The sequence below is a fragment of the Nocardioides pelophilus genome, assembly GCF_014180685.1.
GTDB lineage: Bacteria > Actinomycetota > Actinomycetes > Propionibacteriales > Nocardioidaceae > Nocardioides > Nocardioides pelophilus.
This window is the reverse complement of record NZ_JACEHF010000001.1, coordinates 193,111-206,029: the sequence shown is the minus strand read 5'-3', so window position 1 is coordinate 206,029 and position 12,919 is coordinate 193,111. Positions and strand designations below refer to the sequence as shown.

The 12,919-nt window shown below is 70.3% G+C and carries 13 protein-coding genes and 1 pseudogene; 12 read left to right on the top strand and 2 right to left on the bottom strand.

The window, feature by feature from the left end; translation table 11 throughout:
• Window positions 1-214 (top strand): annotated as a pseudogene (locus H0488_RS00950) (hypothetical protein); the annotation flags it as partial.
• 26 nt (window positions 215-240) lie between these two features.
• Here the strand turns inward: H0488_RS00950 and H0488_RS00945 are convergent.
• A complete protein-coding gene (locus tag H0488_RS00945; RefSeq protein ID WP_183097433.1) occupies window positions 241-1,470 on the bottom strand; it encodes an ATP-binding protein in 1,230 nt (409 codons plus the stop codon).
• An 81-nt stretch (window positions 1,471-1,551) separates the two neighbouring features.
• Entirely contained in the window at window positions 1,552-1,893 is a 342-nt protein-coding gene (locus tag H0488_RS00940) for a hypothetical protein (protein ID WP_183097432.1), read from the bottom strand.
• A 341-nt stretch (window positions 1,894-2,234) separates the two neighbouring features.
• Between H0488_RS00940 and H0488_RS00935 the strand changes: the two genes are divergently transcribed.
• From H0488_RS00935 to H0488_RS00880, 11 genes are all read left to right on the top strand, one after another.
• Entirely contained in the window at window positions 2,235-2,687 is a 453-nt protein-coding gene (locus H0488_RS00935; RefSeq protein ID WP_183097431.1) for a helix-turn-helix domain-containing protein, read from the top strand.
• Between the two features lie 425 nt (window positions 2,688-3,112).
• Window positions 3,113-3,685, top strand: coding sequence for an SAF domain-containing protein (locus H0488_RS00930; protein ID WP_312856162.1), 573 nt, complete (start codon window positions 3,113-3,115; stop codon window positions 3,683-3,685).
• A gap of 3 nt (window positions 3,686-3,688) precedes the next feature.
• Entirely contained in the window at window positions 3,689-4,531 is an 843-nt protein-coding gene (locus tag H0488_RS00925; protein ID WP_183097429.1) for a CpaE/TadZ family protein, read from the top strand.
• A complete protein-coding gene (locus H0488_RS00920) occupies window positions 4,528-6,234 on the top strand; it encodes a TadA family conjugal transfer-associated ATPase (RefSeq protein ID WP_183097428.1) in 1,707 nt (568 codons plus the stop codon). Before H0488_RS00925 ends, H0488_RS00920 begins: the two co-directional genes overlap by 4 nt.
• Complete coding sequence (locus H0488_RS00915; protein WP_183097427.1) at window positions 6,231-7,148, top strand: type II secretion system F family protein; 918 nt, start codon at window positions 6,231-6,233, stop codon at window positions 7,146-7,148. The genes H0488_RS00920 and H0488_RS00915 overlap by 4 nt, the downstream gene beginning before the upstream one ends.
• The gene (locus H0488_RS00910) at window positions 7,145-8,062 is read left to right on the top strand and encodes a type II secretion system F family protein (RefSeq protein WP_183097426.1); all 918 of its coding nucleotides are present in this window, start codon (window positions 7,145-7,147) and stop codon (window positions 8,060-8,062) included. The genes H0488_RS00915 and H0488_RS00910 overlap by 4 nt, the downstream gene beginning before the upstream one ends.
• 55 nt (window positions 8,063-8,117) lie before the next feature.
• Entirely contained in the window at window positions 8,118-8,324 is a 207-nt protein-coding gene (locus H0488_RS00905; RefSeq protein WP_183097425.1) for a hypothetical protein, read from the top strand.
• Between the two features lie 8 nt (window positions 8,325-8,332).
• A complete protein-coding gene (locus H0488_RS00900) occupies window positions 8,333-8,728 on the top strand; it encodes a TadE family protein (RefSeq protein ID WP_145724660.1) in 396 nt (131 codons plus the stop codon).
• Window positions 8,725-9,183: a TadE/TadG family type IV pilus assembly protein gene (locus tag H0488_RS00895; protein WP_183097424.1), complete on the top strand. Its 459-nt coding sequence runs from the start codon at window positions 8,725-8,727 to the stop codon at window positions 9,181-9,183. Before H0488_RS00900 ends, H0488_RS00895 begins: the two co-directional genes overlap by 4 nt.
• On the top strand, window positions 9,180-9,617 hold the full coding sequence (locus H0488_RS00890) for a TadE/TadG family type IV pilus assembly protein (protein ID WP_183097423.1): 438 nt from the start codon (window positions 9,180-9,182) through the stop codon (window positions 9,615-9,617). The genes H0488_RS00895 and H0488_RS00890 overlap by 4 nt, the downstream gene beginning before the upstream one ends.
• 1,180 nt (window positions 9,618-10,797) lie before the next feature.
• Complete coding sequence (locus H0488_RS00880; protein WP_183097421.1) at window positions 10,798-12,897, top strand: hypothetical protein; 2,100 nt, start codon at window positions 10,798-10,800, stop codon at window positions 12,895-12,897.
• Window positions 12,898-12,919: the final 22 nt, after the last annotated feature.

The following is a 12,919-nucleotide window of genomic DNA, read 5'->3' as shown; positions in this document are numbered from 1 at the left end:
GTTCAACGCTGCGGCCGATGTCGAGGCCTACCGCCGGCTCGCCGCGGCGGTGGGCGAGTGGAATGCCTACAGCGCCCCGCAGCTGGAGGCCGCCGACGTCGACGAGCTTCTCGATGACCTTGCCGACGTCGCGCCTCCGACCCCGCTCGGCGTGGGTGTGGCCGAGCTCGAGGCGGTCCTGCGTCGTCAGGCTCGTCGCCAGCTGGGACCGTAGGCCTGGCTGGTAAGGGCGTTCAGTGACTACCGGGGCAAGCCGCGGCCGCCGGTGTTGTCGGGCGGCCCTGGGAGTTGCCTCCTCTCCTGGTCGGTGCCGGGGAGTGTCGACCGATCCGCCGGCGGGAGCGCGATTTCAGGACCCCAGTGGCTGCTTGCGGCGTGCTCTCGCAGATAGTCCCGCAGGCCCGGGAGGGTGAAGTCGACCAGCCCGTGGCCCCGGGGCTCGATCACCTCCGCGGCGATCAGTCGCAGCCGGTACTGGCCGGCGTAGGTGGCGTCGACGCCGAGGCGGTCGGCGATGTCGGCCATGCGGCTCGGGCCGTCGTCGTGGGCCATGGCGGCCAGGAAGGAGCGGTCCACGTCGGAGAGGTCGGCCAGAGCGCTGGCGTGGACGAGCTGCCCGACCTTGCGGCGCGCCTGGTCGACGCCGCGACGAGCTTGGTCGACGTCGATGGTCGCGGCGGTGCTGTCGGCCCGCCAGGCGTGCAGTCCGACGAGCTGGATCATGAACGGGTATCCGCCGGTGCCGGCCACGGCGACCTGCAGGGCGTCAGGAGTGATGTCTCGGCCGGCCTCACGGACGGGCACGGCAATCGCCGCGGCGACCTCCTCGGGCCGGACCGTGCGGAGATGGCGCCGGTCGGCGCGGCGCAGGAACGTCGAAACCTCATCGGAGAGCAGGCCGTCGACAGCGGAGGGCAGGCCGGCGCCGACGAAGGCGACGTTGCGGCGCTCGCGGAAGGCATGCTGGATCGTGGTTCCGAGCTCGCGGAGATCCTTCAGGCCCTTGCGGTGGACCTCGTCGACGGTGATGAGGACACCGCCGCCGCCTCGCTCGGCCAGGAGGTCGGTCAGCAAGTTCAGCTGGGACCGCAGGCCTGGGCGGGGAGTGTGGCGCTCGGAGACCTCGCGGTCGGCGCCGAATCCGCCCGGGAGCGAGACGCCGGTCAGGCGCGACTCGGTCTGGCGGGGATCGACTTCACTCAGCAGGCGCGGCAGGTGCTCATGGGTGATCCGGTCGATGAGGTTGGGCGTCGCGGTCTCGGAGATCACCAGCCAGCCTTCCGCGCCGGCGACGTCCTCGTAGGCATTAAGCATGACCGTCTTGCCTGTACCGCGCAGCCCGGTGACCAACGTGGCGCGCTCAGGCGATCCGGGGCCTCCTCGAAGCCCCTCGCGGAAGTCGTCCAGGTCGGTATCGCGGCCGACCAGCAGCGGGGGACTGGTCCCGAAGGTGGGGGTGAAGGGATTCACGTCAGACACCTATCAACCTCTTTAAATCCTTTAAATATCGCCGCGAGCTTTAGCGGTCTTTAAATCCTTTAAATCTCGGTGTCAGAGCGGGATGCCCGTGCCGGGTGCACCAGAATTTCCGCCGGCGAACGGCGACCTGGTCGAGAGCCGGCGACGCGCAGCGTCGTCGGGACTCTCGGCCGGCGGCCCGAGTTCATCGACGTCGAGGCTCGCGGGCGGCGTCGGCTGGGCGGTCTGGCTGAGGGATTCGGCCAGGTCCTCGATGTCGGCTTCCAGGACTTGTTCGAGGAGGTCGGCGATGCTCGTGGGGGAGCCGTCGCACTCGGCCACCAGTGCGTCGGCCAGCTGATCGAGGGCCGCGTTGCCGCGGGCGGTGAAGGTGACGACTCCGGGGACCGGGTTCTCCGCTGGGGAATTGCTCATGGGTCCACCTCGCTTTCTGGTCACCTAGGTGCGAAGGAGGTTGGTAAGCGATCAGCCCGATACGCGCTACGGGGGGAATCCGGCGGCTATCAGTGGGGGAAACTTACTGCCGGGGTGGGACTCGCAGCGGGTGGCCAGCGGGGTAGGCCGCCGGAGGTGATACCGAGGCTGGGCGCGATCTCGCGCCCTGGGTCATTCGCCGTGCGGCGATGAGTGTCCGCGGCGCTAGGTGTGTCCTCACTGGGAGAGGCGGACGGGCTCCGCGGTCCCAGGTCGTCGGTCCGGGGCGGCCCAGACTGACCGATCCCGCAGACGATCGATACCGCTAGTGTTCGACGGCGATGGCCTCCGGAATCGACCCCAACGCGTTGAGGGCTGCTCGCGAAGAAGCGGGGTTGACTCAGCATGAGTTGGCGCGCCTGGTGGGGGCGGCTGGGGGTGAGCGCATCTCTCGCTGGGAGTTGGGCACGTCAACTCCGCGCCCCGACTTCCTGGTCAGACTCGCCAAAGCCCTCGACATCCCGACGCTGCGGCTGATTCACCTCGACGGTGATGTTCCCGATCTTCGAGCGCTCCGCCTGCAGGCAGGGCTCACCGCTCCCGAACTCGCCACGTCGGTGAACGTGGCTGTGCCGACCTATTACGCCTGGGAGCAAGGGCGCTGGACCCGACTCCCTGCACCACAGTCGCTCGAAGCGCTCGCCTGCGCACTCGGGGAGTCCGTCGAAGTGGTTGTCGCAGCATTCCATGAGGCGCAACGGCAACGCCGGCGCAGCGGGACTGCCTCGGCCTGAACGAGTTCGTAGGTGCAGGCGGGTTTGACCGTTATCCACAGGTGAGAAATTCGTTCCGGGAGCTCCGGACGAATTTGTGGTCCCATGGACTCCGGATCGTTCGGAGGCGTTGATGCTCGGTCCCACGGGGGGATTGAGCGCGCGACCCTCCGGTCAGGACTGGGCGATGGCATCTCGGAAGCGGTCACCTGTGGACAACGAGACGATCGATAGAAATGCACTAGTGTGGGACTATCGAGTTGGGCTCGCGCTGATCGCTCCGGGCCCGTCTTGACACGTAGGTGATCGAGACACGAGAGGACTCGGGATCCATGTCGCAGAACACCGCTCACGGCCTGTCAGGCGAGGCGCCCCCCACCAGCCGAACCATGCCCGATCTCAACAACAGTCCGCGAACACGACCCAAGCGGCGCCGCAGCCCATGGGTGTTCGCACTCTGTGCGGCCCTCGTCGCCGCAGGAGCGCTGGGTACCGCCTTCGCGTTCACATCGGTCAACGACACCCAAGAGGTCCTCGTCGTCAGCCAGGACATCAAGCGCGGCGAGACCATCGAGGCCGGTGACCTCTCGGTTGTGCGGGTGAGCGTCGACCCGGCGCTGACCCCGGTCGCCGGTAGCCAGAAGGCCGACCTCGAGGGCAGCCGCGCCGCCGTCGACCTGTGGGCCGGCACCCTGCTCACCGAGGAGGCCGTCACCGACAGCCTGGTGCCGGGGGAGGGGGAGTCCCTGGTGGGCATCAGCCTCACTCCCGCGCAGATGCCGTCCGAGCCGCTCTACTCCGGTGACTCCGTCCGGATCGTCACCACGCCCGGCGACCAGGGCGAGGTCACCAGCGAGGACCCGGTCACGGTCGAGGCAGTCGTCGTTGGTGTTAGCCGCGTGCAGGAGACCGGCGAGACCGTTGTCGACGTCTCTGTCCCCGAGGGCGACGCCGCTGACCTGGCAGCCCGCGCCGCGACCGGGCGGGTCGCACTGGTCCTGGACACGCGGGAGCGCTGAGCGATGGCGCTGATCGTCCTCGCGTCCGCCAGCGGTTCGCCCGGCGTCTCCACCACGGCGCTGGGACTCACCCTCAACTGGCACCGTCCCGTGCTCCTGGTCGACGCCGACCCGACCGGTTCCTCCGCGGTCTTCGCCGGCTACTTCCACGGAACCCAGGAACCCACCGGCGGGCTGATCAACCTCGCCCTCGCGCTGCGCGAGGGGACACTGGCCGCCGCCCTTCCTCGCGAGACGCTGTTGCTGGACCCCGAGCACCCGGCCGAGCGGGCGCCCTGGTTCTTGCCTGGCATCCGGGCACACGAGCAGGCCCCGAGCCTGCTGCCGCTGTGGGAGCCGCTCGCCGAGCAGCTGCGCGCGCTGGACCGCAACGGGCAGGACGTCATCGTCGACGCCGGCCGGCTCGGTCTCGCGGGCTGGCCGCAGCCGCTCATCGCTGCCTCCGACCTGACCCTGTTGATCACCCGCAGCTCACTGCCCGCGCTGGCCGGTGCACGCTCGTGGGCCAAGATGCTGCGCGACCAGTTCGCCGCCGTCGGCGGCCTCTCGCGACTCGGCCTTCTCCTCGTCGACGAGGACCGCCGCTGGCCGGCGATGCCGACGGGCGTCCCGCGGGTGCGTCCCTACACGCCGCGACACATCGCCAAGGCGCTCCAGATCTCCGTCGCAGCATCGGTGGGCTGGGATCCCGAGGCCGCCGAGGTCTACTCCCACGGCGCCCGCAAGCCGCGCAAGTTCGAGTCCTCCACCCTGGTGCGCAGCTACCGCACCGGAGCCTCCTTGATCCACTCCGTCCTCACCTCCAACCAGGCCGCCCTCGCCCACCCGATCGGAGGCCGCGCATGACCACCAACGGACACCAGCCCGGAGCCCAGGACCGCGAGCCGCTCCGCGCCGACGAATGGCTCGCGGCGCGGCACGCAGACCGCAGCCCGCGCTCCCCGTTCGCCCGCGGCCGCGGCACCAACGGCAACCCCCCGGCCACGCAGCCACCCCCGCCGGCGCCGACCAGCGAGGACCACGACCCGACGTCGCTGCCGATCTTCGCCGGCGCCTGGACCAGCGAGGAACAGCTGCCGGGCCGCAACCGCTCGGACTTCACGCTCCGCCCGCTGGTCGCCAACCCCGACGACCAGCCATACGCGATCGCCGCCACCGACTACTACGCCGCCGACATGGGGGAGGTCGAGCTGGACTGGGAGCTCATCGCCCAGTACCGGGCCGAAATCTCCTCCCGGCTGACCGCCCGGCTGGACAAGGAAGGCGGCCGTGTCACCGACGAGGACCGCGAACAGATGGGCCTCGACGTCATCGAGGAGTTCATCAAGTCCGAAGCCGAGACCCTCGTCTCGACCGGCCGTCCGCCGTGGAGCCGCCAGCAGGAGAACGCCCTCAAGGCCGCGCTCAAGGCCGCACTGTTCGGTCTCGGCCGGCTGCAGCCGCTGGTCGAGCGCGAGGACGTGGAGAACATCATCGTCATCGCCCGCGGCCCCGAATGCGCCGCGTGGCTGGAGCTCATCGACGGCACCCTGGTCGAGGCCGCCCCGATCGCCGACTCCGAGGACGAACTGCGCGAGTTCCTCGCCGACCTCGGCTCCCGGCAGAACCGGCCCTTCACCGAAGCGCGTCCGCACCTGGACCTGCGCCTGCCCGGCGGCGCCCGACTCGCGGCCGGCTCCTGGGTGATGGCCCACACCTCGGTGGTAATCCGCCGGCACGGGATGCGCGAGGTGTCGATGGACGAAATGGTCTACGACCGCAAGGCGTGCGGCGCGGTCCTGGCCGACTTCCTCGCCGCCTGCGTCCGCGCCGGCAAGAGCATCGTCGTCTCCGGCGTCCAGGGCTCGGGCAAGACCACCTGGGTCCGCGCCCTGTGCTCGTGCATCCCGCCCTGGGAGATGATCGGCACCTTCGAGACCGAGTTCGAGCTGCACCTGCACGAGCTGGTCGACCGGCACAAGATCGTCCACGCCTGGGAGCACCGGCCCGGATCCGGCGAGGTCGGCATCGACGGCCGCCAGGCCGGTGAGTTCAGCCTCGAGGAGGCCATCCACCACTCCTTCCGGTTCAACCTCGCCCGCCAGATCGTCGGCGAGGTCCGCGGCCCGGAGGTCTGGAACATGCTCAAGGCCATGGAGTCCGGCCCGGGCTCGATCAGCACCACCCACGCCCGCAGCGCCGAGCACACCATCGAGAAGCTCGTCTCCTGCGCCATGGAGAAGGGCCCGCAGGTCACCCGCGAACTCGCGATCAGCAAGCTCGCCGCCGCCATCGACATCGTGATGTACCTGCGCTCCGAGGTCGTCCCCAACGGCGACGGCACCTTCCGCAAGCAGCGCTGGGTCGAGGAGGTCCTGGTCGTCCAGCCCAGCATCGACGCAGCCCGCGGGTATGCGACCACCCCGATCTTCGCTCCGAACCAGCTCGGCCAGGCCGTCGCCACCGGGAAGCTCGACAACTTCCTCGCCCAGGAGCTCGCCCGCCACGGGTTCGACCTCGAGGCGTACAAGGCCGAGTCCCAGGCAAACCCGGGGGTGGCGATCTCATGACCGCCTTCCTGCCCGCCGTCTTCGGCGCGCTCATCGTCATCGGCCTGATCGGCATGGTCTACGCGCTGATCCCCGCACCTCCGAAGCCGCCGCGGCCCGCCCGGACCCTCACCCCGCTCGGCCGGGCGGGCGGCTGGTTCACCCGGCTCAACCCGCGCACCCGGATGCTGGTCATCGGCGGCGCTGTCGCCGGCCTCCTGGTCGCGCTGCTGACCGGCTGGGTGATCGCGATCGTGCTCGTCCCGGCCGCGATCGTCGGCATCCCGCTGCTGCCCCCCCCCCCGCGGGCGCCCGCCAGCATTGAGAAGCTCGAGGCGCTCGAGGAGTGGACCCGGTCACTGTCCGGCAAGCTGACGGCCGGCCAGTCGCTGCGCTCGGCTCTCATCAAGTCGCTGCAGTCGGTGCCGGCGCCCATCGAGCGCGAGGTCGGCCTGATGGTCTCCCGGCTCTGGAACAACACCGCCACCACCGAGGACGTGCTGCGCGCCTTCGCCGAGGACCTCAACGACTCCACCGGCGACGTGGTGGCCAGCCAGCTGATCCTCGCCGCCAGCGGGCGCGGGCAGGCCGGCCTGGCCAAGGCGCTGGACGCCCTCGCCGAGACCGTCGCCGCCGACGTGCGCGCCCGCCGCCAGATCGCCGCGGACCAGGCCAAGCCGCGCACCACCGCCCGCACGGTCACCGTGATCACCCTCGGCGTCCTGGGCATGCTCGCCCTCACCGGCGACTACATCGAGCCGTACGGCAGCCCGCTCGGCCAGGTCATCCTCGCCGTCTTGCTGACTGCCTACGTGGCAACGCTGCTGTGGATGCGCCGGATGGCGGTCGCCAAGCCGCTCCCGCGCTTCCTCGACCTCCAGGCCCGCAACGCGCACCGAGCGGCGCACGGGGAGAAGGAAGGAGCACTCCCATGACCGGCCTCCAGCTCGCGCTCGCCAGCGGCACCCTCCTCGGGCTCGCCGTTGCCCTGCTCGTGTGGCGCCTGGCCCCGTCCGACCCCGACCTCGCCGACGCCCTGGACCGGCTCTCGCCCGGCCACGTCGTGCCCCGCCGCAGCGCCGGCCCGCTCGACGTCGAGGAGAGCACCGAATCCCGATCGCTCGTCGACCGGATCGGCGTGTGGGCGATCAAGAACCTGCCCGGGGGAGCGTGGGCACACACGCCCCGCAAGGACCTGGCCATCCTCCAGATCAGCGAGACCAGGTTCTACGGCGACAAGGTCGTTTGGGCGCTGCTCGGCCTGGCCATGCCGCCGCTGTTCGCGGCGTTCTTCGCGCTGATCGGGCTCCCGCTCCCGTTCGTGATCCCCACCTTCGGGTCGCTCGGGCTCGCCGCACTGTTCTGGTTCATGCCCAACTACAACGCCACTGACGACGCCAAGAAGGCCCGCATCGAGTTCAGCCGGGCCCTGGGCGCCTACATCGACATGGTCGCCACCGGAGTCCGCGACGGCTCCAGCGGCCAGCAGGCGCTGCGCTCCGCGGCCGAGGTCGGCGACACCTGGGTGTTCAAGCGAATCGAGAGCGAGCTGCGCCGCGCCCGCTACATGACCCGCGCCCCCTGGGACTCCCTGCACGGGCTTGCCGATGACCTCGGCGTCCCCGAGCTCGACGACCTCGCCGACATCATGCAGCAGTCCGGCCAGGACGGCGCCCAGATCTACAACAACCTCCGCGCCCGCGCCGCCGCCCTTCGCTCGGCGATGCTCAGCGCCGAACTCGGGAAGGCCAACGCCGTCTCCGAGCGCATGTACATCCCCGCCAGTCTGCTCGGCATCGTCTTCATGGCGATCCTCGTCACCCCGTCGATGCTCCGATTCGCGACCTGACACCGACGTCAATCCCGGGACACCCCGAACTCCACACCCAGAAAGGAACAACCCGATGTTGAAGCTCTTCATAACCCTCCAGGTGACGGCCCTCGCCGTGATCGCCAGCATGGAGGACCGCATCGTCAAGCACCGACGCGACGAGCGCGGCTCGGTCACGATCGAGCAGGTCATCTGGGCCGGCGCGGTCATCCTCATCGTCGGCATCGTCGTCGCCGCGATCAGGGCGTTCGTGACCAGCGAGGCCGGAAAGATCAAGTAGGTCCGTCCATGTTCTCCAGCTCTCGCCGCCGACGCCGGGACGAGCGCGGCTCAGTGGCCATCCAGATGGTCTTCCTGATGCCGGCGCTCTTCCTTGTGATGTTCCTCGGTGTCCAGGGCGCGCTGTACTACCACGCCCGCGAAGTAGCGCTCGCGGCCGCGCAGGAGGGCGCACGCGAGGCGGGCAGCGAGAACGGCACCCGTGAGTCCGGAGTGGCGACCGCGAACGGCTTCCTTCAGGACGCCGGCGGATCCGACGTGATGACGTCGACGAGCGTCTCCGGGTCACGGACCACGACAACGGCCACGATCACCGTCACCGGCAAGTCCATGAGCGTGATCCCCGGCTGGCACGTGACCGTCCGCCAGAGCGCCAGCGTCCCGGTCGAGAGGCTCACCGAATGATGGGGCAGAGCATCTGGGCACGCGCCTTCAACCGCAGCCGGGACGAGCGCGGATCGGTGGCCATCGAGGCCGCGATCGGCGTCCCGGCCTTCGGGCTGTTCGTGGCGATGATCATCCTCGGCGGCCGCGTCGAGATCGCCAAGCAGTCCGTGGAAGCAGCCGCCTACGAGGCAGCACGGGCAGCCTCGATCGAGCGAACCCAGAGCGAGGCAATCGTCGCAGGCAGGTCCTCGGCCGCAAGCAGCCTGCACGACCAGGACGTGCACTGCACCAGCACGAACATCACGGTCAACGCTGCGGCGTTCAACGCACCGATCGGGAACACCGCCCAGGTGAACGTCACCGTGACCTGCACGGTCAACCTGTCGGACCTGAGCATCCCCGGCGTACCCGGCACCCGCACGATCACCGCAACCGCGAGCAGCCCCGTCGACGCCTACCGGGAGCGCCGATGAAGAGGCACCCGGTCCGACTACAGCGCGACGAGCGCGGCGCCATCAGCGTCTGGTTCGCCACCGCGTCACTGGTGATGATCATCCTGGTCGGGATGACCGTCGACCTCGGCGGCAAGGTGCACGCCCAGCAGCAGGCCCGCAGTGCCGCGGCCCAGGCAGCCCGCACCGGCGCCCAGGAGGTCCAGGGCTCGACCGCCATCCGGGGCGAGGAGCTCCGCGTCGACATCAACGCCGCCAAGTCCGCCGCGCAGGGCTACCTCAACGCCGCCGGCGTGGAGGGCAGCGTCACCGTCGTCAACGGCGACACCCTGATCGTGCGCACCACCGACACCTACGACAGCAAGTTCCTCGGGATCATCGGGCTGGACTCGATGAGGATCACCGGGGAGGCGTCTGCACGGCTCATCCGCGCCCAAGGAGGCATCGAACGATGACTACGCCCACCCTGCGCCAGCGGCTGACCGGGCTTCTCGCCACGGTCGCCGTCCTCGGCATCATCATCGGCCTGCCGGCCCTCTTCCTCGCGATCGGAGCCAACCCGATCCCCGACCAGGCGCCGAGCTGGGAGAGCGTCAAGGACGCACTCCTCGCACCCGACGACGGCACCCTGATCCTGGGCCTGTTCAAGGTGATCGGCTGGGCCGCGTGGGCCTTCATGACCCTCAGCCTGGTGGTGGAGACCATCGCCCGGCTCCGCAGGGTCGAGGCGCCCAAGTTGCCGGGTCTTGGCCGCCCGCAGTCCGCGGCCCACGGACTGATCGGACTCGCTGCACTGCTGTTCATCGCAGCGCCGATCGCCGCACAGGCCGCCAACGTCGGCCCGGCCGCCGCGTCCGCGCCGGCGGCGGTGGGCCATGTCCAGGCCGGGACCGTCGACCAGACGCCCGCCCAGCCCGGCGTGAAGGTCGAGGCGAAGCAGGAGCGCGCGACGGTCGATCACTCGGTCAAGCCGGGGGAGAGCCTGTGGTCGATCGCTGAGGACCACTTCGGTGACGGCGCGCGCTACAAGGAGATCGCCGAGCTCAACCGCGACCTCCTCGGCTCCCGACCCAGCTTCCTCGAGCCCGGCTGGGTGCTCAAGCTGCCAGCCCCGGACAGCGGAACGCCGGCGCACGCCTACACCGTGCAACCCGACGACACACTCAGCGACATCGCCCACGACGAGCTCGGTGATTCCGACCGGTGGCCGGAGATCTACAAGGCCTCCACCGGGATCACCCAGCCCGGCGGCGCCCACCTCGCTGACCCCGACGTGATCGACGTCGGCTGGAAGCTCAACATCCCCGGCGCCCAGACACCTGCCGGTCACGACGACCGGCAGCACCAGCCGCAGCCTCGCGAGGACAAGCCCGAGATCCCCGCCGAGCCCAAGACCGAGCAGCAGCCGATCGACTCGCCGACCGAGGAGACGCCGCCGGTCCCCGAGACCGAGGCGCCGGAGACTGACGCGCCTGAAGTCCCGCAGGCCGAGGAGCCGACGGCGCCGGCCGCCGACGNGAAGTCCCGCAGGCCGAGGAGCCGACGGCGCCGGCCGCCGACGTCGACCAGGTCGACGACACCGACGACTCGATCCTCGAAGCGCCCTGGGTCCTCGCCGGTCTCACCGGCGGGGGCGTGCTGCTGTCCGGGGCACTGCTGATGGCCCTGCGGTCCCGTCGGCGCTCCGCCTACCGGAACCGGCCGCCCGGTCGAGCGATCGCCGCCCCGCCGCCCGAGCTGGCGCCGGTGGAGATGACGCTGAACGCGACCGGTGCCGCCGCGGCCGCCACCGTGGAGTTCGCCGACGAGGCCCTGCGCCGCCTCGCGGCCGCGGTCGGAGCCCAGGGCACCACGATGCCGCCGCTGGCGGCCGTCGAGCTCGCGAAGGGCAAACTGACGCTGCACCTGAGCGCCCCGGCCGCCGTGCCGGCTCCCTGGGCGGGCAGCCCCGACCAGACCCACTGGCACGTCAGCACGGACACCGCGGTGGAGGACCTCGGCCCCGACACCGGCAAAGTCGAGCCGCCCTACCCGCTGCTGGCCACCATCGGCATGAGCGACACCGGCGAGACCTGGCTGCTGAACTGCGAGGAGCTCTCCACGCTGACCATCAGTGGCGACCCCACCTACGGCCGCGACTTCGCCCGCCACCTCGCTGCTCAGCTGGCCGTGAACCCGTGGTCGCGCCGCGTCCAGGTCGACTGCATCGGCGTGGCCGAGGAGACCGTCGCCATGGACGAGCGGATCACCTACTACCCGACCGGTGCGGCCGGGACGCCCGCGACCGCGGAGATCCTCGCCGCCGCGGTGACCACGGTCGACCGGGCGAAGCGACACGACACCGATGTGTCCACGGCCCGCACTGGCAGCGTCGACGACGACACCTGGCCCGCCAGGATGCTGCTCCTCGATGCCGCAGCCGGAGACCCCGACGACCTCGAGCAGCTGCTGCAGCTGGTCAACGATCACGTCGGACAGTCTGCGACCTCCATCGTCGTTGCCGGCGAACGCCCGAACACCCCCGGTGCGGTGCTGCACATGACCAACACCGGTCGCGTCGTCCTCCAGCACGTCGGCCTCAACCTCATCGCCGTCGGCCTCACCAGCGACGAGGCCCGCGGCTGCGCTCTGGTCTACGCCCAGAGCGAGACCCCGGAGTACGTCGACACGCCCGTGGACGAGACCGCCACCGACGGCTGGGAGGCCTACACCGACTCCTCCGGAGCTCTGCGTCGCGAGTACACCCTGCCCCGCAACACCCCCGAGGGAGCCGTCGACGAGCCCCTGTCCTCCCTGCTCGAGGGCGAGGACGAGGAGTACATCCGCGAGAGCGCGATCGTGCAGGAGGACCTCGAGGCCCTGGCGCCGAAGGTGCCCGCCCACGTCCGCGCCGAGGTCGAGGAGAAGGACCCCACCCTCGACCAGGACATCGCCGACTGGTTCTCGCCCAACTGCGCCCGCCCGCGCCTCACCCTGCTCGGCCCGGTCACCGCACGCACCCGCGGCAAGGCACTCGCCAAGCGCAAGCCCTACTTCACCGAGCTCCTGGCGTTCCTCGCCCTGCACCGCAAGCACGGCGCAACCCGCGAGCAGATCCGCGAGGCCTTCTCCATCTCCGACGGCAAGGTGCGCGACTACACCAACATCGTCCGCGACTGGCTCGGTCCTAACTCCCGCACCGGCGAGGACCACCTGCCCTACGCGGACAAGGCACCGGCCGCCAAACTCACTGGGGTCAACGTCTACCAAGTCGACGACGGCCTGCTCGTCGACCTGGACCTCTTCATCCGTCTCCGCAAGCGCGGGCAGAGTCGAGGCGGCGCCGAGGGTGTCGCCGACCTCTGCACAGCGCTCGAGCTCGTCGGCGAGGCCCAGCCGTTCAGCCAGCTCCGCGAGGAAGGGTGGGCATGGCTCGCGAACGAGCCTGACCGCGTCGACCTCATGGCGGGCGGGTGGATCGCCGACGTCGCCCTCATCGTCGTCACCGAGGCGCTCGCGGCCGGCGACCTGATCAAGGCCCGCTCCGCCGCCTACGTCGCCAACCGCGCAGACCCCGACGGCGAGAGCACCCGACTGTGCCTTGCCCACGTCATGAAGGCCGAGGGCGACCAGCTCGAGGCCGACCGGATCCTGCGCGAAGAGATCTGCAACCGGTCCGACGACGGCGACGCACCCATGGAATTGTCGGAGCGCACGAAGACCATCATCCGTACACACGGCTGGCTCGCGAGCTGACTCGGGAAGGGAGCACCAGCAC